The following is a 23,173-nucleotide window of genomic DNA, read 5'->3' as shown; positions in this document are numbered from 1 at the left end:
CTAATAAATCTCTTTTAATAATTGGGTAGTTCCAAATTTCTTTAGGAAGAGTAAAGATCATATGCTTGTGTTTTTTATCAATTAATTGAGAGGATAGTTTATGAGCCCATTTTTCTGCATAAATTTTCCCGCAAGAAGAACAAAATTTTGACTTACAAGTAACGGGTCTAAAAGTATAGTGAGGGCAAGTAGGGCAAGAAAATACAGATTTAGCAAAAGCAAACTCTCTACAATTTTGTGCAGCAACGAGAGTAGATTTGATAAAGTGAATAAAACTCTTGGGGAAATTCAAAAAGAATTTAAAATGATGCTTAAAAAAAGCTTTTAGGTTGTCGTTGGTAAGAATATCTTTAAGTGTAATAGTAGTCATAATAGTTATTATACCAAAAAACCCCCAAGATGGGGGCTGGGGGTTGAAGAAGCGTTAGCTTTTTTTTATTACCTAGGAGTTTTCATTTGGTATGAATTTATAGGGAAAAACACACAGTAATAACATTTATTTAGTCGTTTTCGGAGATAATTTTGATTTTATGCGTAAAATGTGTTAAAATGTATCGAAAAGTGAAAAAGAATACAATGTGAAGTAGATTGAATGATTACTTGATTGGCGAGGTTTGCAATGTTTTATATAGTGTGGATACGAACCAATTGAATAAAAGGAAAGTTTAAATTGAAAAATATTTGTAGAACTGGGGTTTACTTAGGGTCTCTTTGAGGCAATGAGTTATGCTACTTATGTGGCATATTGTGAGTCTATATGACGAAACTTAAACACTCTAACTCTACTACCTTTATGGTGGTGGAATTAGAGTGTTTTTTTATTTATTTTAAGGAGTGAAGTATGTTAAAAAAAGAAATTAACAAATTGGATATATTATCGTTAGCCATAGGTGCTATCATTGGATGGGGAGCTTTCGTTCTTCCGGGAGATTTATTCTTAAAGGCAGGAATTTTTAACTCAACTATTGCAATAGTTGCAGGAGCATTGATAATGGTAGGGATAGAAAAAAATTACGGATATTTACTTAAAAAGTTTCCAGTAGCAGGGGGAGAATATGCCTTCACCTACGACGCTTTTGGATGGAAGCATGCCCTGGCATGCGGATGGTTTTTGGCCCTGGCATATATAAGTATTGTCCCGTTAAATGCCACAGCCTTAGCTCTGGTGGCCAAGTTTACCATGCCTGGTATCTTGGAAGTGGGTCATCTTTACAGTATAGCGGGATCTGATATATATTTAGGAGAAGTAGCGGTAGCTGTATCTGCTCTTTGTTTATTTGGTTATTTAAATATTAAAGGGATAAAGCTGGCTTCTCAACTGCAGAAGATAATGGTACTTTTATTGGTAGGAATAGTATTTTTATTTTTAAGTTTAGTTATAGCTAAAGTAGGAATAATTAATCCAAATACCATGTCATTTTTAGGTTCAGAAACGATAAGTTTCCCTAAAATATTAAAGATATTATCCATAGCTCCAATGTTGTTTGTAGGATTTGATTGTATTCCACAGGTAGCAGAAGAGTTAGACTTTGAGGCTAAAGAGGCATCTCGATTGGCTATAATTTCTATCTTAGTGGGGGGCTTAGTTTACATCTTAATCATTCTTTTTACTTCTTTTGGTGTAACCAGAGAGGAGATAATGAATGGTCAAATATCTTGGGCAACAGGACATACCACAGAATATTATTTTGGAAAGATAGGAATAATACTTTTAATAATAGCACTTACCTCAGCTATCGTAGCAGGGATCAATGGATTTTATATGGCAGCCAGCAGATTATTGTTTGCCATGTCCAGGGGAAAAATTTTACCTGAATTCTTCGGGGTATTGGATAAAAAATATCACACTCCTAAAAATGCTATTTTGTTTACCCTGGGTATATCTCTGATAGCTCCTTGGTTCGGTAGGAATGTATTGCTGTGGATAGTCGGGACTTCCAGTGTAGGAGCATCCATAGGATATCTATACACAAGTCTTTCTTCTTATAAACTATATAAGGAAGAATACGGTAAGGTATTCATACCAGGTATTTTCGGATCTATATCAGGAATAATATTTTTAATCCTGTTATTGGTACCGGGATCAGACAGTTCCCTGAGTCTCCCATCTATAATAGTTTTAGTTGTGTGGGGCATAATAGGATTGTCATTTTATAAATTTTATGACCTTAAGGTCGTGCACTATACCAAGGAAGAATTGGATGAATTAATCCTAAACAGAGATTCTGAGGGAAATATAATAGGAATAGAAGTTAATGCCGTTTTATAGATAAAAAAAAGAATCCTAATGGGTTCTTTTTTTTACTTTTCATATTAATTTGTGTCTAAGTTTTTTTCTTTCTGATTAGTTCGGATTGGTGTATAATTTTAATGTGTAATTCATGACAAAAAATAAAATCTCAAAAGGAGAATGAAAAGATGAATATAAAATACTACTCCTACACCGAGGAGATAATAAAGGATATAGAACCTGGAAAGATCCATATATTTCCTAAATCGGCAGATAAAAGTCTGGGCAAAGAAATATATATGCAGGATTTAGATCGTAAGGAATCCATAGAAGTTCCCAATATATTTTTAAAACAGCCAAAATTTATGGGGTTGGGAGAGTTTAAAACCAACTTATTTTTAAGTGATGAGATGGTATTACGGGAAGAAAAACAAGTGATAGCTTTTTACAGGTCGTTGAGTTCTAAAAATAGAAAGGAATTAGGAGTAGAGAGTTATTACGATGTGATCGATATTGCTGCTAATTTTTTAAATTTTTTCAAACTGTTAAAGGAATACAGGCTGACAGAGGTCAGAGATCTGAGAAAGTGGCAGAGAAAAATATACGATATATTTTTGGATATCGAAAAAAATTATATGAAATTTCTATCGGATAAACACTATACCGATCCTACTTTTATAATAAAGGATGAAAACTACAGTTCTAAAAGTCTGGGTGGATACAGGGATATAGTTATATACAATAAGATCCATTTTACCCCATTGGAAAAGTGGATAGTTGAAAAATTAGAAGCAGAGGGGTTTACCCTGACTCTGAAATTACAGATGGATAAGGATGATTTTTGCGAAGAAACTCTGGCAGTAAAGGGTGTAAGGGTAGGCAAAAATATACCTGTGACCACTAAAAAAATAGAGGTTTATACTGCAGATGATGAATTTACAGAACTTTTAAAAGTTCTGGATATACAAAAAAAAATTAAAGATACAGATATCAAAATTTTTGATGCAAATAATGAAAACTATAAATATAACAGTTTTTTTAATGAAACCAGGTGTATATCAGATCTGCCTATTTTTTCTCTCCTGGAGGGGCTCCATAAACTGCTGTCTACCCTGGAGGAGATCGACGGGGAACTGGCCCTGGAACTTCACACTGTGGTAGATATAATCAAAGGAGATGAAATTTCTAAATACTATAAGATTGCACCTGAGGATTTGGATAAATTCAAAGCCTTGGTAAATGAAGGTTATAAATATCTGACGAAATATGTCATAGCAGAAAAACTGGGGGAAGAAAACTTTATCCACAGGATATTTGAAGATATAGAACAGATGAGATCCTATGAGGACTTAAAAAAATGGACCGGAGAACTCACTTTCTCTGGTGAGGAATTGGAAAAATTATTAGATGGAAGTGAAAATATCGGTAAGTATTTCGAGGCTCTCAGTGAGATAGAGGTTATAGAAGACCTGGATGTAGTGGACGGCTGGAAAAACTTTTTTGGACACGGGAAAACAGCAGAGGGATTATTGAAATTGATATTAAAATATTTAGAGTTTAAGGAAATAGGGGGAAGTCTTGATACAGCATCAAGGAAACAAGGTCTCGAAGAGATAAAAACTATGAAAAATAAAAATATTTTACTGATGAATATTTCAGATAGTTTTATACCGAAAAATAAGCAGAATACATTTTTATTTACAGAACAGCAGAAAAAGAACTTAGGGATAAAAGGAGTAGATGAGATTAGGCTGGAGGAGAAATATAATTTATTCAGAGCTGTAATGACCAGTGAGAACTCTACTATACTGGCTGTAAAAAATATGGGTTCAGACAGTTCCCTTTCTCCATTTGTGGAGGAGCTCATGGAAGAATTTAAAGTGAATTCTAAACATTTGAAACAGACAACAGAAAATTATTTAGAACTGATAAGACCCGGCTCTGAAGATGGCGGGAAGTTGTCTGGGGGAGAAAAACCCAGTAAGATGAAATTTCAGGTGGAAGAATTAAAAGCCCCTTTTGGGATAACAGCATATATGTGCGATGAATTATTTAACTGTAAATATAAGATGTATCTCAGATATTTGGTGAAGTTAAACAGGGAGGAACTTGAGGTGGAGAGGAATCTCACCCGTCGGGAATATGGGAATCTTGCCCATGAACTCTTTGAGGCAGTACTGAAGAAAATAGAGCTGACCAAGGATTATTCCCTGCTGGAAAGCGGAAGGATAGAAGTAGGGATAGTTATGGGTGTTTTGGAGGAATTGGTAGGCAGGAGAAGGCTGAAACTGCCCAGATTAAATGAAAGGTATTATAGGGAGATTATCTATAAGAACCTGGCTGACAGTGTAGGAGAGTTCTTTAGGAAGATCTCAAAGGAGTTGTGTGGTGAGCAGGTAAAGGGACTTCTAATAGAGGAACTTTTAAAGAGTGATATAAAGAATAAAACTATAGGTATTATAGGGAGAGCTAAAGCGGATCTCATAATTAAAACGGAAAAAAGGGATTATATTATCGACTTTAAAACCGGAAACCTGAATGAAAGGCAGCTGGATTTTTACAGTATCTTACATGCGGGAGAAGCAGACCTCACGGAAAAATATATATTTAATGTGGATAAGGGAAATCTGGAAAAAAGTAAAAAAATAAAATTAGTAAAAGATGAAACCGGCAGAAACAAGGTAGATCCTGATGGGAAGGAAAAAAACCTGGGTGTTTTGGAGATAGAACTGAAAGAATTTTTGAATTCAGGGATTTTTGAGAGGAATAAAACAAGTAAGTGTGACAGATGTGAATATCTGGATATCTGTAAGGTTGGTGAAGTAGATGAAATCAAATAGAAAAGTGGTAAAAGCCAGTGCAGGAACCGGAAAAACTTACAGGCTTGCTATAGAATATATATCCAGGATATTGCTGGGAGAGGACTACAGTGAGATATTGTTTATGACCTTTACCCGTGCAGCAACAGCAGAATTAAAGGTCAGAATTTTTGAGTTTTTAGATGATTTAAGTCACGGAAATAAAGAACTGGAAGAAAATATCATATCTCTGTACCCGCAGATTGAGATAGATACAGACAGGATAAAAAAAGTCAAAAATGAACTTCTGCTGAATAAAGACAAGATAAGGATCTATACAATAGATTCATTCATTGCCCAGATCTTTAAAAAAGCCATAGGACCGTCTCTGAATATCTATACCTATTCTATGAGTAATACTGTGGAGGCTGAGGAGATCTACGGGGAGGTATTCAGCAGAATTATAAAGGGAGAAGAGTTTCATAAGATTAAAGAATTCCTGGAAAAAACAGCAGATAGAGAGGTGGAGAAATATATCGATCTCATAAAAAAAATATCCGAGGAGAGATGGAAATTTGCTCTGATAGAAAAAAAGGAAATAAGTGATGATGCGGAAAGCGTAAAAGATGAATTATATAGAAATATAGTGAGAACCTTTGAATTGGCCGGTGAACTGGTAACAGATCACGGGAAGATCCGTGAAAAAGTTTTGGCTAAGGCGGGAAAGATCATAGAGGAAGAATTTCATGGAATTTTGGATAATAAGGAAAAATTAATTACCTTTATACTGGAGAAAAGAAAAGATTTTTTGGAAAATAAAATTATTAACGGAACCCAGATGGGAGGAAAAGCCAGGGAACATATAAAAGCTCAGGTTTTGGAAGTCCAGGATGAGATCCACAGGTTACTGGAAAGAATAATTTTTATTGAAGAGGTAGTTCCCTATGAACAGGATATATTGGAGATAGAAAAAATTACCAGGTCTATCTATGATGATATAAAATTCAGGGAGAAAAAATTTACTTTTTCCGATATAACCAATTATACCAGCGAATATATGATAGAGGAAGACTTGGATCTTGTGAGTGATGGTATAGTCACAGATAATTTTTATGAAATAATTGGCGGTAAAATATCAACTTTGTTTTTAGATGAAGCACAGGATACCAGTGTATCCCAGTGGAGGATAATTGAGCCCATCGCTAAGGGGTGTGATAATATAATCATTGTAGGGGATGAAAAACAAAGTATTTATTCATGGCGTGGAGGAGACAAGGGGTTATTCCTCAGTTTTGACAGAATCCTAGATGCTGGTGTAGAATCTCTGCCCACAAATTATAGGAGTGAAAAGAAGATAATAGATTTTGTTAACCTGTTTTTTGATCATATTTCTAAAAATCATCACACAAAAAAAGAAGATGACAGGTGGGAATATAAGGAAGTTAAGTGCTGTAAGAAAGATGATAAGGGGTTTGTAGCAGTTATGGTTGACTCTGAGATTCATTCTGAAATTGCAATAGATATCAGGGACAGGTTTGCAGACAGGGGTGCCGGTGGAAATCCCGATTATAGGGGAATAGGGATAGTCGGGAGGAAAAAGAAGGACCTCAGTAAGATAGGAGACAAACTGAAAGAATTGGGAGTGCCGTATATAATGGAAAACAGCCTTTCCATCGTACAGCATCCCTGTATAGAGGAGATTCTGCGATTATTTAATTTCTTTATCCACAATGATTTTATGTCACTGATAGAGTTTTTCAGGAAAACTATCAAAATTGGAGAGGAAGACCTTAAATACCTGCTGAGCAACAGGGAAGATATACTGGGATACTTAGAACTCTCCTCTTCGGTTCCCCTTTCTTTAATAAATAGAGGGGGAGGTATAGATCCTGCCATAGAAGAATTAAATATAAAAGAAAACCTCAGGGTAGAACTGGATAGGATAAAAAAAATCAAAGGACTGTCCTATGAAAAAATGGGAAGAGGCATAGTTGAGGAATATGATTTTGCAGAAACATACAGTGCTACAAGGGATATAAAAAATATTAACTTTTTTCTGGAACTTATGGAGGAATATAAATATCTGTCTGATTTTATGAGTTTTTTGAAGATGAACAGCGACTCCAATGGGTTGAAACAGGTGGGGATATCTGAATTGAATTCTGTGATTTTGATGACGATTCACGGTTCTAAGGGCTTGGACTTTCATACAGAATATATGTTTTTAGCGGATAAAGGATCCGGCTATAAATTAACAGGATATTCAGATAAGGGGATGCAGCATAAAGTTCAGCTGTTGGCTAAATTGGATGAAAATTATGAAAATATAGAAGATTATTTGTTTACGAATTCTATCTACAACGGTGTTATAAAAAAAACAGAGATATATGAGCACAATGAACAAATATTTTTGGATGAGGAGATAAACACCCTCTATGTAGGGATGACCAGACCCCGTGCAAATTTATTTTTATGTATCGAACCCACAAAGACCACTAAAAAGAAAGAGGAGATATTTGTACTAAATAACGATCTCCTGATAACTCCCATTGAAAAATACTTTAATGTAACCAGGGAAGATCTGTTAGATGGCGGAACCCAGATGATCGGTAAATTTATACCCTATGAGGAGAAGTCAGAGGATGACAGCAGGAATGAAAATTTCTGTATAGAACCCAGTCTATACAGAGATGCTGTAGCTCTAAAAGTTTCTGAGAAAACAGAAGAAGAAAAAGATAAAGAAATTTTCCTAGAGCATAGTGTGGAAAAGGAACTGAAGAGAAAAACCGGTCTGGCTATCCATTATTACTTGGAAAATATAGAATACGGCGGGGCTGAGGAGAAAAAAACAGCCAAGCAGCTGACATTAAATAAATACAGTAATATGCTGGGAATTGAGAGGACTCAGGAGATAATTCGCAGGGTGGAGGAGTTTATATCTGACAACCCAGATGTTTTCCACAGAAGGTGGACCATCTTTAAGGAATTGGAACTGGTATCCTATGAAAAAATAGAAAAAGATGGGGAATCTATAAATAAAAGAAGAACCCATATCATAGACAGACTCAACTTGGATGAAAAAGAGAAAGAGATAATTATCTACGACTATAAATCCGGGGTATCTATGGACAGAGAACAATTGGAGAGGTATGAGAGGGTTGTCGGGGAAAAAGTAGGAGAGGAATATAGTATAAAAACTAAATTTTTAAAATTAGGTTAAAATAAAAATAAAAAAAATTGACTTTATATAACTTTTAAGATACTATATAAATAGTAACAGGGGTTAACAAAATTTCATTTGGAAATTGAGTAAGATTCGCTGTATTAAAATTTACGGAGGTAACACACATGTTAAAAGGAACAGTTAAATGGTTTAACGATGATAAAGGATTTGGATTTATTTCTGCTGAAGATGGAAATGACTACTTTGCACATTTCTCTCAAATCAACAAAGAAGGATTCAAGACTTTAAAAGAAGGGGAAGAAGTAACTTTCGAAATCACTGAAGGTGCTAAAGGTCCTCAAGCTTCAAACATCGAAACTGTATAATTATATATATATTTGAAATGTTTAAAAGCAGTAGATTTATCTACTGCTTTTTTTAGTTTTTGAGCAGAATGAAAGAACAATTTTTTATTCCGTTTATTTTCTTTACTAAATTAATAAGGGAATTGAAAAAAAGCACCGAATATGATAAAATGTTATATTGTTTGAAGTGTTTAAAAATTAGGAGGAAGAGATGTTATTAAAAGCAAGTTTGATGATAGTGATTGGAGCATTAATCGGGTGGATAACAAATTATTTTGCAATTAAGATGTTGTTCAGACCGTTGAAAGAGATAAATATATTAGGATTTAGAGTACAGGGACTTATTCCAAAAAGAAAGATGGAGATGGCGGAAAGTATAGCTGATACCATCCAGGAGGAATTGATATCTATGAAGGATATCACTGCAAATATCGGGGATATAGAATTAGGAGAAGAGATCGACTTAATCGTAGACAGAATTGTAGAGGATAAATTAGAAAAACAAGTGTTGGCAAAAATTCCAATGGCCAGCTTATTTATAACAGACAGTATGATACTGAAGATCAAAGGTCATATAAAAGATGCCATCGATGAGAATAAAGATGAATTTTTTACAGTGCTGATACAAAAAATGGAAGACAGTGTAGACATGAAGAATATAATTATTGAGAAAATTGAAAACTTTGAATTGGATGAATTGGAAAAGATGGTATATAGAATAGCAAACAATGAATTGAAGCATATCGAGGTCATAGGGGCAATCTTAGGAGCTGTAATAGGCGGGATACAATTTGCGATAAGCTTATATATCTAAAAAGAAAAAGCGTTAGCCACCAATAAATACCAAGATTTATAAATTTAAAAAATAGAACGCTGATGCTCGTGTCATCCGTGTCCTATGGTTTTGTTTTTTAGTTTAGATATGTGCAATTAGTGACAAAAAATGTTTTGGATTGTAAGTGATTAAAGGAGTTATAGATGGATGAAAGACTGTTATCGGCAGCTGAGTTTGGCGGTGAAATAGAAGTACAAAGAAATCTAAGACCTAAAACTTTGAATGAATATATAGGTCAAGACAGGTTAAAGGAAAAATTAGAAATATTTATGACTGCTTCTAAAAATCGGGATGAATCTATGGATCACACCCTTTTATATGGGCCGCCGGGATTAGGAAAAACTACTTTAGCAGGAGTTATAGCTACAGAGATGGGAACTAATCTAAAGGTAACATCTGGACCTGTTCTGGATAAAGCAGGGGACTTGGCAGCAATTTTGACATCTTTAGACGAACAGGACATCCTGTTTATCGATGAAATTCATAGGTTGAATACATCGGTGGAGGAGATCCTCTACCCGGCTATGGAAGACCGTGAGATCGATATTATAATCGGTAAGGGGCCTACAGCAAGATCTATCAGGATAGAACTGCCTAATTTCACACTGATAGGAGCCACAACCAGAGCAGGGTTGCTCAGTGCTCCTTTGAGGGACAGGTTTGGTCTGGTTCATAGGATGGATTACTATTCTACCGAGGATCTTTTGAAGATCATCATGAGGGGAGCTAATATCCTGGAAGTCGGGATAGAATCTGAGGGAGCTTTGGAAATAGCTCTTAGAAGTCGTGGTACACCCAGGATAGCCAACAGATTTTTAAAAAGAGTTCGTGACTATGCTGAGATTCGCGGAGACGGGATAATAACTTTAAAAATAGCCAAAGAAGCTTTGAGTCTGCTTGGAGTCGATGACTATGGATTGGATGAATTAGATCGTGAAATCATCCTGGCTATCATAGATAACTATGGTGGCGGACCGGTAGGAATAGAAACACTGGCTCTTCTGTTGGGAGAGGACAGAAGAACTCTGGAGGAGATCTATGAACCCTATCTGGTAAAGATTGGATTTATAAAAAGAACCCACAGGGGAAGGGTTGTGACCCCAAAAGCATATAAGCATTTTAATAAAAAAGAAAAAACGGAGGAAAACCTATGAAGATAAGCACAAGGATAAGATATGGGCTAAGAGCCGTTATAAATATAGCAGAAGGAAATTTAAATGAAAATAGACTGGTAAGGATAAAGGAGATATCCCAGGATCAAAATATATCGGTTCAATATTTGGAGCAAATTTTATTCAAATTAAAGAAAAGAGATATAATCAAAGGGAAAAGGGGACCTAATGGCGGGTATAAGATTACCAGAGATCCTGAGAATATTACAGTACTTGAACTCTATGAAATTTTAGATGAAGAGGTAAAGGTAGTGGACTGCAATGAGGGAGTCAATAAAAAATGTATCAAAGAAGATTGTAGAACCAGCTGCCTGTGGTCCCAATTAGATAATGCACTAAAAGATATTTTGGGGAAAACTACTTTGGCAGACCTAATGAAAAACAAGGACATGGTATAGTCCATGATAAGTGTAGTTGTCGAAAAAGAAAATATAAAGGGAAATATAGTTGAAATAAAGGATAAAAAAGATATAAATCACCTGAAAAATTCATTTCGTATGAATGTAGGAGATGAAATCAGGGTTGTTGATGGTGAAAAAGAGTATAGGTGTGAGATACTTTCCCTGGATAAAAAAGAGATTTTAGGAGAGATAAGGGAAGTTTTAGAGGATAATTATTCAACTTCTGTAAAGGTGGATATAGCCTTAGGATTATTAAAAAATGATAAGATGGATCTGTCTATACAAAAATTGACCGAGATAGGAATAAATAAAATTATTCCTATGAAAACTAAAAGAACAGTTGTAAAAGTAAAGGAAAAAAAAGATAAATGGGTTGTAGTATCTACAGAAGCATTGAAACAGTGCCAGGGAGTAAGGAAAGTAGAGATAGCTGAACCTACTAATTTAAAGGAAATTAATTATGGTGAATATGATCTGGTATTTTTACCCTACGAGGGAGCCGACGGGAATAAGATAACCAACTATAATGGGTTGGATAAGTTAAAAAAAATCTTGTACCTTATAGGTCCGGAGGGCGGATTTGATGATTCAGAGGTAGAGTTTTTGCGTGGGAAGGGTGTAAAAATAATCTCCCTGGGAAGAAGAATACTGAGAGCAGAGACAGCAGCTATAGTAGCAGGAGGAGTAATTTTAAATGAAATTTGGTAAGAAAGTAGCTTTTTATACTCTGGGATGTAAGGTCAATCAATATGAGACTGAGAGTATAAAAAAACAGTTTTTAGAAGAAGGATATGAAGAGGTAAATTTTGAAGAGAAATCAGATTATTATATAGTAAATTCCTGTACTGTAACCAGTATAGCTGATAAAAAAACCAGGAATATATTGAGTCGTGCCAAAAAGTTAAGTAAAGATTCTGTGGTTATAATAACAGGATGTTATGCCCAGACCGATGGTGAGAGTCTGCTGGAAAAAGACTATGTTGATTATGTTGTAGGAAATACCAATAAAGGTGATATTTTAAAGCTGGTAAGATCCATAGAGGATAAAAAAGAGATAGAAAAAGTAGTTTCTCATAATATATTTGACGATCATGAATATAGTGAATTGGAATTTGCTACTATGAGAGAGATGAGCAGAGCCTACGTAAAGATCCAAGATGGATGTAATGAATTTTGTTCTTATTGTAAGATTCCCTTTGCCAGAGGCAGAAGCAGAAGCAGGAAATTGGATAGTATCTTAACCGAGATAAAAATATTGACCGGTGAAGGGTATAAGGAGATTATCTTGATCGGTATAAATATGGGTGTCTATGGTGAAGATTTAGAAGAGGGGAAAAACTTTGAAGACCTATTGGAAGCAGTTACTGCAATAGATGGTGTAGAGAGGGTAAGACTGGGATCTATCTATCCGGATAAGATAAATGACAGGTTTATAGATATTATGGCAAACAACTCTAAAATGATGCCCCACCTGCACATTTCCCTGCAATCTTGTGACGATGAAGTACTGGGATTGATGAAGAGGAAATATGGAACGGATCTCATAAAAGATAAATTATTAGGATTGAAGGAAAAAGTAAAAGATCTGGAGTTTACCGCAGATGTAATTGTAGGATTTCCGCAGGAAAAAGATGATAATTTTAAAAATACTTATAACCTGATAGGGGAAATTGGATTTTCAAATCTGCATATCTTCCCGTATTCTGACAGAGAAAATACTGCAGCCAGTAAATTATCTGGGAAGGTAGATGGCAGCCACAAGAAAAACAGGGCTAAAAAACTGGAAGGTTTAAGAAAAGAGATGGAACAGTTATCTAAAGAAAAAAATATCGGGAAGAAAACTAAGGTATTGGTGGAAACTATAAAAGATGGATATGCTTATGGATATACAGAGAACTATCACAGGATAAAAATGGAAGATTCTGGATATAAAGTAAGTGAGATAGTAGAGGTAGAAATATATTTAGAAGAGGGGAAACTTTATGGCAAAGAGACAGAAAAAATCTAAATTACTCAGTATTATAATATTCCTTGTGATAACTCTAATAGGGTTATTATATATGAATATTAGTAGTAACAACAAAAGGATAATAGACCTTCCGAGATATATGGTTATAGGAAAAGAAAATGTGTTTGTTGTATACGAGGATAAATTATCACTGAGTATACCCTTTGATATCCAGCTGGACGGGGACAAGACCATAGCAGATTTGGATAAAGTAGGAAACTATCGTGGTATTATGGATGGGATAAATGAATTGTTACCGGAAAAAGTTGATACTTTTGAAGTGGTAAAAAAAGGTGAAGTTAGATTAAATGTAGCTTATAAATACAATGTTCCGGAAGTTATGATAGAGGATAAAAGATATGTATTGACTTCTAACTTAAACTCATTATTCATGAAAAAATATTATAAATCTAACGGTGAAACCGCAGAAAATGTAATAGTGGATGTGTTGAACGGTAATGGGAAATCTGGTTATGCAGGTAGAACAGGAAAGAAGATAGAGGAAGCTCTTTCGTATAAATATAATGCTGCAAACTATGAAAGAGACAGTGAGTACAGTTATATAATCAATAAAGACTTACAAACCAATCAAATAGAAGCTTTGGTTATGAGTTTAGATGAAAAATATATTAAAATAAAATCAGAATTGGATCTGCCGACTCTGGCTAATGCTGTGATAATTTTAGGAAAAGAGGAAAATATACAAACTAAAATTAATATTCATGGTGCAGATAAAGTAACTGTAAATGCTAAAAATCTCCTTGTAAAAAACGGATATAAAAACATCTCTACAGGGACTGAAAAAGGGAACCTGACTGTAGTGGACTACAGAGCAGAAGACTACTATATAGCCTATAAGATAGCTAAAAAATTGGGGATACAAAATATGGTAGAAAGTAACAATGGAGAAAATAACATAATAAATGTCTATATAAAAGAATAGGGGGAGCTATGTTAGAGAAATTGGAAAAGATAGTGGAGGCTATTGAGAGTAAGAAAGGACAAGAGCTGATCATCCTTGATTTTCAAGGAAAAAATTCTCTATGTGATTACGCTGTAATATGTACAGGATCATCTAACAGAAATATAAGGGCTATATCAGAGGAAGTAGAATCTAGATTAATGGAATTGGATGAAAGAAGACTGCATATAGAGGGGCAGGATGAAGCCCACTGGATATTGATCGATGGGGATGATGTAATAATTCATGTTTTAGATCAGCATACGAGAGATCTATATAGACTAGAGGAGTTATGGGGATATGCTAATGTAGTGTTTCCTGAATTAGATGTTTAATTTTTTTATTCTGATTTTTATTTTTTTAGAAAATTCTTTGGTGGTAACCTTTCCTTATAACATAATAGCTCTACCTTATTTAACATATTTAGCTTATAAAAGAGGTAAAAACGGGATATTTGAAGTTATATTAATTTGCATAATAATATCTAAGGACAAAAATATTTTGGTAGAACTGGGGATTGTTTTTGTGATTATATTTGTAGTAAGTTATTTTTTGTCTAAGGTATTAGGATACGAGAAGATAAATATAATTTATTATAGTTTGATACAATTCATTATATATGGGACATATTTATATATAAAATTACCATATTTTTATCTCTATCAGGGGGTAATCATGTTTGGTGGATATCTGCTGCTTAATTATAGTTTTATAAAAAAATTAAGGAAAAATATATGAAATTAAAAAGAAAAATGCTGTCAGTGAAGTTGAAAAGGTCGGAAAAAGGAAGGGGAGAAAACTTCCTCATAATAGTTGCAATAATATATAGTTTGATCTTTGCACGACTTTTTTTTATGCAGATAGTAAAGGTAGAAAAATATAAAAAAATGTCCAATAAAAATAGTATTAAAGTAAAGAGAGTAAACGGTTATCGTGGTAAAATATATGATTCAAATGGTGAACTCCTGGTAAACAATGAAGCTGGCTACAGACTGGTTTATCTAAACGAAAGAAAGTATGATGAAAAAAAATTAGATGAGATGTCAAAACTTTTGGGATACGATAAAAAAACAATAGAGAAGAGGATAAAGTATGGGGAAATCTATAATTATACTCGAGAAAATGTTATTTTTGATGATATATCCAAAGAAAAAGCCCACAAGATAATAGAAAAAAATTCAGATTTTTCATATTTAGAAGTTCAGATTTATTCTAAAAGAAAATATCTGAATGAGTCCTTGGGATCTCATATTTTGGGATATGTAAGAAATGTTTCCTCAGATGAATATGAAAAAATGAAGGACAGCGGGTATAAAAAAGATGATATAATAGGGAAACAGGGGATTGAAAAGCAATATGAATCCTATCTCAGAGGAGAAAATGGTTACAGGTATATCGAGGTAAATGCACATAACAGGTTTGTTAAAACCTTAGAAGAAAAAAAGCCTAAAATGGGAGATGATATCTATCTTACTGTGGACTTTGATCTTCAGCAGAAAATAACTGATTATATGAATATGAAAAAAATGAAGGGTGCCTTCGTGGCTATAGAACCAAAAACAGGCAGGATAATAACCATGGCAAGTAATCCCGAATATCCACTGAACACCATAATTTCTAAGATGACAACTAAGGAATGGGACGATATTATGTTTAACAAAGACAGGCCTTTAGAAAATAGAGCCATAACAGGAAGATATCCGCCAGGTTCAATATTTAAAGCTTTATCAGCGTTAGCTTTTTTGGAGGAAGGATTGAACCCCAAAGAGACATTTTTTGATCCCGGGTATTACCAGATAGGTAAGTGGAAGTGGAGAAGCTGGAAAAGAGAGGGACATGGGTATACAGACCTGACCAAATCTTTGGTAGAATCTGTAAACTACTATTACTATAGAGCAGCAGATAAATACGGAAGGCAGAAGATGCTAGAGGTAGCAGATGCTTTCGGAATAGGGAAAAAAACAGGAGTCGATATACCAGGAGAAAAGCCTGGCCTCCTGCCGGATAATGACTGGAAAAAGAAAAGATTAAAGGAACCTTGGTATACAGGGGACTCTATAAATCTGTCAATAGGACAGGGGTACCTGTTGGTAACCCCCCTTCAAATGGCAAAAGCTTATTCGATATTAGCTAATAAAGGGTATACTTATACTCCTCATTTAGTTGAAAAAATAGTAACGGAAGAAGGAAAAATAAAGGAAATAAAAGGTGAGAGGGAGGAAGTAAAGTACAATAAAAGGTATATGGAAGAGATAAAAGAAGCCTTGGTACAAACTGTAGAAGCTAAAGATGGAACGGCAAAAAGATTGAGGACAAATGGAGTAAGGGTGGCTGCTAAAACAGGATCAGCTCAAAACTCAAAATACAAGGAACCTCATTCTTGGGTTTCAGGATATTTTCCAGCTGACAAACCGGAAATAGCGTTTACAGCTTTTATAGAGGGCGGAGGTTCTGGAGGTAAAGATGCAGCCGAAGTAGCCAAAGTCTTTATAGATGCTTATTTAGAAAAGGGAAAAGTAGCGGAAGAAAATAGTGAAAGAAAATAGTGAAAGAAAATAAGGATAAATGAAGGTTACTCTTAATTAAGGGAGTTATGTTATTGTTAAATTTTTAAGGGAAGGTAAAGAAGGCTTCCCTTAAAAATTAAGGAGGAGAAAAATGAATACAACGGAAAAGGTAGAGACAACTACATCTTTATCTGATAATCCTGTAAAAAGAGTCAAAAGTTTTTTTAAAAGACCTAAAAAAACTGATGTTGAGACTGTGGAAAAATCAGAAAAACTAAAAAAATTAGAAAAACTAGAAAAACTAGGAACTGTAGAAGTGAAAAAAGATGCAGTAGCTAAAGATTCGATAAAAGATATAAAACATAGAAAGAAGGTTCATAAGGGACCTAAAAAAATAGTTCCAAATGACACAGATGCTCCTAAATCCAATAAAAAAGAGGAAAAATTATTTGTTATACCTCTAGGTGGTTTAGATGAGATAGGAAAAAATATGACCTTATTTCAATACAGGGATGAGATCGTAATAGTAGATGCAGGGATAGCCTTTCCAGATGAAGCACTGCCGGGAATAGATGTAGTAATTCCTGATTATAGCTATATAGCAAGCAATAAGGATAAGGTAAAAGCGTTGTTAATTACCCATGGTCATGAGGATCATATCGGCGGGACACCATACCTTTACCAGACTATAGATCATAATGTACCTATGTATGGCGGGAAATTAGCATTAGCTCTGGCAAAATCAAAGTTTGAAAAATCATCTTTTGGTAACTTTACACCTAAGATGAAGGAAGCTCGTGGAAGAAGCAGATTTAAGATAGGAAAATATTTTGAAGTAGAATTCATAAGTGTAACTCACAGTATAGCAGATGCATATGCCATTTGTATAAAAACACCGGCTGGAAAAGTAATCCATACAGGAGATTTTAAAATAGACTTAACACCGGTAGATGGTGATGGATTAGATTTCAGCAGATTTGCCAGATTGGGAGATGAAGGGGTAGACCTGTTACTTTCAGACAGTACAAACGCGGAATTAGAGGGATATACTCCATCTGAAAGAAGTGTAGGAGAATCTATAAGAAAAGAGTTTGAAAAAGCCAGTGGAAGGGTAATCATAGCTTCTTTTGCATCTCATATATACAGACTTCAGCAAATTGTAAACGAAGCCCACAGAGTTAACAGAAAGATAGCCGTAGAGGGAAGAAGTATGGTAAAAGTCTTTGATATAGCTTCTAAACTGGGATATTTAAAGTTACCAGAGGGAATAATGGTCAGTCTAAAGCAGATTGAAAAATTACCAGATGAGAAAGCAGTGCTGCTATGTACCGGAACCCAGGGAGAGCCCTTGGCAGCTCTATCAAGAATTGCTAAAAATATGCATAAACATATTAAGATTAGAAAAGGCGATACAGTAATAATATCTGCAACTCCAATTCCTGGAAATGAGAGAGCAGTTTATAACAATATAAATAACCTGTTAAAAAATGATGCAGATGTTGTATTCAAAAAAATAGCCGGTATCCATGTATCTGGACACGGAAGTCAGGATGAGCAGAAGCTGATGTTAAACCTGGTTAGACCTAAAAACTTTATGCCTGTGCATGGGGACTATAAGATGTTGATAGCCCATAAGAAAACAGGGATGGAAACAGGAATACCGGAAGATAGAATAATTATAGCTACAAATGGAAGCAGGGTAGAGGTAACAAAATCTTATGCTAAATTAGCAGGGAAGGTAACTTCTGGAATAACACTGGTAGATGGATTAGGTGTAGGAGATATCGGTAAGGTAGTCCTTAGAGACAGGCAGCAGCTGGCTGAAGATGGTGTGGTAATAATAGTGCTTACTATTGATAAAACAAGCGGTAAATTATTAGCAGGACCAGACGTAGTTACCAGAGGATTTGTTTACTCTAAAGATGCAGATATCATGATTAATGAAGCCAAGGGAATCATCAGGGAAAAAATAGTAGCTCTAAAAGAAGAGGATGCTAAAAATTGGTCGACGTTAAAAGGTATAACAAAAGATACAGCCAATAAATTTTTCTATGAAAAGATCAAGAGATCACCGATCATCCTACCGATAGTAATGGAAGTATAGAAGTATAGTAGAAGCAATTTGAAAAAGAAAAAGAAAAGTTTTTAACTTATCTATTTAAAATATTAGTTTCGCCAAAGGCGACAAGAGGAGAAAAAAAGAATGAAATTAACAAGTAAAAAAAGAGCATATTTAAGAAAAGCAGCACATGACATGTCACCATTAGTAAGAGTAGGAAAAGACGGATTTAGTGAAAATATAGTAAAAAGTATATTGGATGCAATCGAAAAGAGAGAGTTAATCAAAGTAAAAATATTACAAAACGCAGAGGTAGACAAGAAAGAGTTAGCAGCTGAATTAGCTGAAAAAAGTGGTTGTGAAGTAGTAGGAATCACAGGTAGAATAATAACTTTATACAAAGAAAATAAGGATCATCCAGTAGTATCTGAAGATCTGAGAAGAATATAACTAAAAAAGTTTAATTAGGGGTTTTACATGGATAAAAAAAAGCTGATAGAGGGGTTAACAATTAAATCTAATGAAATTAGAAAAATAATAATTGAAACAGTGAGTAAAAATGGCGGGCATATAGGTCCTAATTTAGGAGTTGTGGAGTTAACCCTGGCAATCCATAGTATTTTTAACTCACCTAAGGATAAAATATTATTTGATGTTGGACATCAATCCTATGTACATAAATTACTGACTGGGAGAAAAGATAAATTTTCTACCCTTCGTCAAAGGCATGGGATAGGACCATTTACAGACAGGGCTGAATCCCCCCATGACCACTTTATATCCGGTCATGCAGGGTCAGCACTTTCAGCAGGATTTGGGATAGCAACAGCTGACAAGGGAAATAAGGTCATAGTAGTTATAGGTGACGCATCTATAGCTAATGGTCACTCCTTGGAAGCACTGAATAATATGGATGGAAAGTGTGAAAATCTTATAGTTATTTTAAATGACAATGAGATGTCTATAGGAAACAATGTGGGAGCACTTTCAAAATTTTTTAGCCGTGTGATGGGCAGTAAATTTTATTTGGACTTAAAAGATGAAGTTGAAGGAATGGTTAGGCGCGGGAAAATTGGAAATAAGATAGCTGATATAATTGGCAGGGTGGAACACGGGGTGAAAACCATGGTTGCTCCTGTCAGTATGTCTGAATTTTTAGGATTTAAATATGTAGGACCAGTGGACGGGCATAGCTTTGAGGAGCTGTTGCCGGCACTGGAAAAAGCTAAAAACTTAAAGGGTCCTATATTTTTACATATAAAGACCCACAAAGGGAAGGGTTATCTTCCTGCAGAGAAAAACCCGGAAAAATTTCACGGGATCTCTCCCTTTGATATAAAATCAGGGGAAACTCCCAAAGGTGAAGTATCTTATTCTAAGATATTTGGAGATAAGTTAGTTGAGATGGGGGAAAATAATAGTGATATCTATGCCCTGTGTTGCGGAATGGTCAAAGGAACTGGATTATCCGGTTACTTTGATAAGTTTAAAGAAAGATCCTATGATATGGGGATAGCTGAAGGACATACAGTAACATTTGCAGGTGGACTGGCTACCCAGGGGAAAATACCCTATGTAGCTATCTATTCGACTTTTTTACAGCGTGCCTATGGTCAGCTTATCCATGACATATCTATTCAAAACCTGTCGGTGAACTTCATATTAGACAGGGCAGGAATAGTAGGAGAGGACGGGAAAACTCATCAGGGATTATATGATATACCATACCTGCTGACAATTCCAAATATAAATATATTGGCTCCTACAACTAAAAAAGAGCTGGAAGAAATTTTGGAATTTTCATCGACCTATAAAGACGGGCCACTTAGCATTAGGATCCCCAGAGACAGTGCTTGGGATTATAACTCTTCTGCATTTGAATTCGGAAAATGGAAAGAGATTGAAAAAGGTAATGATACTTTGATATTAGCCGTTGGAAGTATGGTAAAAGAAGTGGTAAATATTGCGGAAGAATTAAAAACTAGAGGTATTTCTCCTACTATAGTGGGGGTATCGAGTATCAGACCTTTAGATGAGGAATATATAGAAGAAAATTTTAAAAAATACAAAAACATAATAACGTTGGAAGAAGGTCGGATAAAAAGTGGCTTCGGAAGTTTTCTCTTGGAGATGACAAATTCTATGAATATCTACAGGAAAATATTTAGATTGGGAATAGAGTGTGATTTTATACCTCACGGGAAAAGGGGAGAACTTTTAGAAGAATTTGGACTCAGGGGGAGACCTCTTGTGAATGATATTGAAAGGTGTATAAATGCAAAATATTAATAAAAAAGCAAAAGAATATATAAACATATTGTTGGGATTTCCGGTAATAGGTCAACTGAAAGAAATGGAAGATTTAGGAGTTTCAGTAACAACTCATACCTATGATGTTTTGGAGATTGCCATAAGAGATCTAAAAAAATCTTATCGTAATCTAAAAAGAGCAGGAGAAGAACTGGACCTGTTTGCCATGCTTGTAGGAATAATAATCCATGATACTTCAAAAGCAAGTTTGAGGGCAGGAGGAGATTCTATTTTATCCCATAGCCAGGTGATGCTGAAAAAACCTGATAGGATAAGGAAGGAAGCCACAGGTATACTAAAGAAGATGGAAGAGGAAACAGGCCTGGTCTTAGATGCCAATACCGAGAGAAAGATAGTTCATATTGTCCTATCTCATCATGGCAGGTGGGGGAGAGTTACTCCTAGTACTAAGGAAGCTCTTATGGTACATAAAGCTGATGAATACTCTGCAAAATACCATAGGATAAATCCAATAGGTGCGGATAAGATCGTAGAATTAATGGCTAAAGGTCATAGTTTGGACGATATTAAAGAAAAGCTGGATTGTACCAGTGGTATTATAAAAGACAGACTTAAAAGAGCAAAGGTAGAGCTAAAATTAAAAACAAACAAACAGCTGCTTAGTTATTATAATGCCAACAAAAAAATAGTTATCGGGGATGAATTCTTCATAAAAAGAATCACCGAGACAGAGGAATTGATTAGAAAAGTCGATAAAATAGGGTTTGAAACACTGGTAAAACAATGTGAATTATTCAATCATTTTAACGACAATCAAATATTTGATAGAGGACTGTAGAAGGGGTTATAGATGAAAGAGAGATTGGATGTACTTTTGGTACAGCAGGGTTTTTTTGAAACTAGGGAAAGAGCTAAAAGAGCTATTATGGCAGGAGTTGTAATAGTGGCTGACAAAAAGATAGAAAAAGCAGGAACCACGATAAAATGGACCGATGAACTTCCTGAAATCAGGATCAAAGGGGAAGTTTTGAAATATGTCAGTCGTGGAGGGTTAAAATTAGAAAAGGCTATAAAAATATGGGATCTTGATTTTTCAGGGAAAAAAATACTGGATGTAGGAGCCTCTACAGGCGGATTTACAGATTGTGCACTGCAAAATGGTGCAGCTTTTGCCTATTCAATGGATGTAGGAACCAATCAATTAGATTGGAAACTCCGTAATCATGAGCAGGTAAAATCTATCGAGGGAACGCATATAAAAGATCTTACTTTAGAAGATATTGATAATAGTGAAATAGATTTTATTGTGATGGATGTGTCCTTTATCTCTATAACCAAGGTAATTCCCCACCTGATTAAATTTATGAATGAAGATACTAAATTAATGGCTTTAATCAAGCCGCAATTTGAGGTAGGACGTGAAAATATTGAAAAAGGCGGGATAGTAAAAGACCCTAAAAAGCACAAGATGGCCATAGATATGGTAGTAGAAAGTGCAAATGAATATGGAGTGAAATTACATCAATTGGACTTTTCTCCTATAACAGGCGGAAAGGGAAATATAGAATATATCTCATTATTTTCATTGGCAGAGACTAAAAACATTGTGGATATAGATAAAGTTGTAGAAGAGAGTAGAACATTAAGATAAAAAAATAAAGAAGGAGAAAATATGTTATATATTGTAGCAACTCCAATAGGTAACCTAGAGGATATGACTTATAGAGGGGTAAGAATTCTAAAAGAGGCGGATTATATATTTGCGGAAGATACTAGGGTGACTAAAAAATTATTAAATCATTTTGAGATTGAAAATATAGTATACAGATATGATGAACATACCAAGGGTCATCAGGTACAGAATATTATAAACTTACTTTTAGAGGGAAAGGATATAGCACTGGTTACAGATGCCGGGACACCTTGTATTTCGGATCCTGGATATGAAGTAGTGGATGCTGCTCTGAATAGTGATATAAAAGTAGTTCCTGTGGCAGGTGTAAGTGCACTTACGGCCGCCGCTTCAGTAGCCGGGATATCTATGAAAAGGATTGCTTTTGAAGGGTTTTTACCCAAGAAAAAAGGAAGACAAACTCTATTAAAAGACTTAGCTAAAGAGGAGAGGGTAGTTGTATTATACGAATCTCCCCATAGAATCTTAAAAACCCTGAAGGAAGTCAATGAATATTTTGGAGACAGATATGTAATCATAGTTAGAGAGATTACAAAGATGTATGAGGAAATAATCAGAGGTAAAACTTCGGAATTAATTGAAAGATTGGAAGCCAACCCCATAAAAGGGGAAATAGTCCTTTTGATAAAGGAAGCAGAAGTGACTAAGAAAAAAGAAAAGGTAAATAAATATGCAAGAGACTAGGAAAGAAGAGTAATTTAACTCCTTCC

Annotated in this window: 19 protein-coding genes; 18 read left to right on the top strand and 1 reads right to left on the bottom strand. The window is 34.9% G+C overall.

Annotated features, from left to right (window positions below):
* Positions 1 to 370: transposase zinc-binding domain-containing protein (locus DYH56_RS01375; RefSeq protein ID WP_199532947.1), on the bottom strand; the 370-nt coding region annotated here is incomplete at its 3' end.
* Between the two features lie 471 nt (positions 371 to 841).
* Between DYH56_RS01375 and DYH56_RS01370 the strand changes: the two genes are divergently transcribed.
* The 18 genes from DYH56_RS01370 (at position 842) to rsmI (ending at position 23,147) form a co-directional block, all read left to right on the top strand.
* Positions 842 to 2,269, top strand: a complete 1,428-nt coding sequence (locus DYH56_RS01370; RefSeq protein WP_114641052.1) for an APC family permease — start codon at positions 842 to 844, stop codon at positions 2,267 to 2,269.
* Positions 2,270 to 2,418: 149 nt separating this feature from the next.
* Positions 2,419 to 5,070, top strand: coding sequence for a PD-(D/E)XK nuclease family protein (locus DYH56_RS01365; protein ID WP_114641051.1), 2,652 nt, complete (start codon positions 2,419 to 2,421; stop codon positions 5,068 to 5,070).
* Positions 5,057 to 8,248: a UvrD-helicase domain-containing protein gene (locus DYH56_RS01360; protein ID WP_114641050.1), complete on the top strand. Its 3,192-nt coding sequence runs from the start codon at positions 5,057 to 5,059 to the stop codon at positions 8,246 to 8,248. The genes DYH56_RS01365 and DYH56_RS01360 overlap by 14 nt, the downstream gene beginning before the upstream one ends.
* A 128-nt stretch (positions 8,249 to 8,376) precedes the next feature.
* Positions 8,377 to 8,577, top strand: coding sequence for a cold-shock protein (locus DYH56_RS01355; protein ID WP_028855210.1), 201 nt, complete (start codon positions 8,377 to 8,379; stop codon positions 8,575 to 8,577).
* A gap of 190 nt (positions 8,578 to 8,767) precedes the next feature.
* Entirely contained in the window at positions 8,768 to 9,370 is a 603-nt protein-coding gene (locus DYH56_RS01350; RefSeq protein WP_114641049.1) for a DUF445 domain-containing protein, read from the top strand.
* Positions 9,371 to 9,534: 164 nt separating this feature from the next.
* Entirely contained in the window at positions 9,535 to 10,545 is a 1,011-nt protein-coding gene (ruvB, locus tag DYH56_RS01345) for a Holliday junction branch migration DNA helicase RuvB (RefSeq protein ID WP_114641048.1), read from the top strand.
* The gene (locus DYH56_RS01340) at positions 10,542 to 10,961 is read left to right on the top strand and encodes an RrF2 family transcriptional regulator (protein WP_114641047.1); all 420 of its coding nucleotides are present in this window, start codon (positions 10,542 to 10,544) and stop codon (positions 10,959 to 10,961) included. The genes ruvB and DYH56_RS01340 overlap by 4 nt, the downstream gene beginning before the upstream one ends.
* A gap of 3 nt (positions 10,962 to 10,964) precedes the next feature.
* A complete protein-coding gene (locus DYH56_RS01335; protein WP_114641046.1) occupies positions 10,965 to 11,672 on the top strand; it encodes an RsmE family RNA methyltransferase in 708 nt (235 codons plus the stop codon).
* Complete coding sequence (gene mtaB, locus DYH56_RS01330) at positions 11,659 to 12,972, top strand: tRNA (N(6)-L-threonylcarbamoyladenosine(37)-C(2))-methylthiotransferase MtaB (RefSeq protein ID WP_114641045.1); 1,314 nt, start codon at positions 11,659 to 11,661, stop codon at positions 12,970 to 12,972. The genes DYH56_RS01335 and mtaB overlap by 14 nt, the downstream gene beginning before the upstream one ends.
* Positions 12,947 to 13,915, top strand: coding sequence for a LytR C-terminal domain-containing protein (locus tag DYH56_RS01325; RefSeq protein ID WP_114641044.1), 969 nt, complete (start codon positions 12,947 to 12,949; stop codon positions 13,913 to 13,915). Before mtaB ends, DYH56_RS01325 begins: the two co-directional genes overlap by 26 nt.
* An 8-nt stretch (positions 13,916 to 13,923) precedes the next feature.
* Positions 13,924 to 14,268 (top strand): ribosome silencing factor, encoded by a 345-nt coding sequence (gene rsfS / locus DYH56_RS01320; protein WP_114641043.1) that lies wholly within the window; start codon positions 13,924 to 13,926, stop codon positions 14,266 to 14,268.
* Between the two features lie 399 nt (positions 14,269 to 14,667).
* A complete protein-coding gene (mrdA, locus tag DYH56_RS01310; protein ID WP_233499969.1) occupies positions 14,668 to 16,479 on the top strand; it encodes a penicillin-binding protein 2 in 1,812 nt (603 codons plus the stop codon).
* Positions 16,480 to 16,591: 112 nt separating this feature from the next.
* A complete protein-coding gene (locus DYH56_RS01305) occupies positions 16,592 to 18,544 on the top strand; it encodes a ribonuclease J (RefSeq protein WP_114641041.1) in 1,953 nt (650 codons plus the stop codon).
* Positions 18,545 to 18,643: 99 nt separating this feature from the next.
* The gene (gene yhbY / locus DYH56_RS01300; RefSeq protein ID WP_114641040.1) at positions 18,644 to 18,949 is read left to right on the top strand and encodes a ribosome assembly RNA-binding protein YhbY; all 306 of its coding nucleotides are present in this window, start codon (positions 18,644 to 18,646) and stop codon (positions 18,947 to 18,949) included.
* 27 nt (positions 18,950 to 18,976) lie between these two features.
* On the top strand, positions 18,977 to 20,788 hold the full coding sequence (dxs, locus tag DYH56_RS01295; protein ID WP_114641039.1) for a 1-deoxy-D-xylulose-5-phosphate synthase: 1,812 nt from the start codon (positions 18,977 to 18,979) through the stop codon (positions 20,786 to 20,788).
* Positions 20,775 to 21,608 (top strand): HD domain-containing protein, encoded by an 834-nt coding sequence (locus DYH56_RS01290; RefSeq protein ID WP_114641038.1) that lies wholly within the window; start codon positions 20,775 to 20,777, stop codon positions 21,606 to 21,608. Before dxs ends, DYH56_RS01290 begins: the two co-directional genes overlap by 14 nt.
* Before the next feature lie 12 nt (positions 21,609 to 21,620).
* On the top strand, positions 21,621 to 22,421 hold the full coding sequence (locus tag DYH56_RS01285; protein WP_114641037.1) for a TlyA family RNA methyltransferase: 801 nt from the start codon (positions 21,621 to 21,623) through the stop codon (positions 22,419 to 22,421).
* 21 nt (positions 22,422 to 22,442) lie between these two features.
* Positions 22,443 to 23,147 (top strand): 16S rRNA (cytidine(1402)-2'-O)-methyltransferase, encoded by a 705-nt coding sequence (gene rsmI / locus DYH56_RS01280; protein WP_114641036.1) that lies wholly within the window; start codon positions 22,443 to 22,445, stop codon positions 23,145 to 23,147.
* Positions 23,148 to 23,173: the final 26 nt, after the last annotated feature.

Origin of the sequence: Psychrilyobacter piezotolerans, assembly GCF_003391055.1 — a bacterium.
GTDB classification, from domain to species: domain Bacteria; phylum Fusobacteriota; class Fusobacteriia; order Fusobacteriales; family Fusobacteriaceae; genus Psychrilyobacter; species Psychrilyobacter piezotolerans.
The sequence above is the reverse complement of the archived record's forward strand: the minus strand, read 5'-3'. Positions and strand labels throughout refer to the sequence as shown.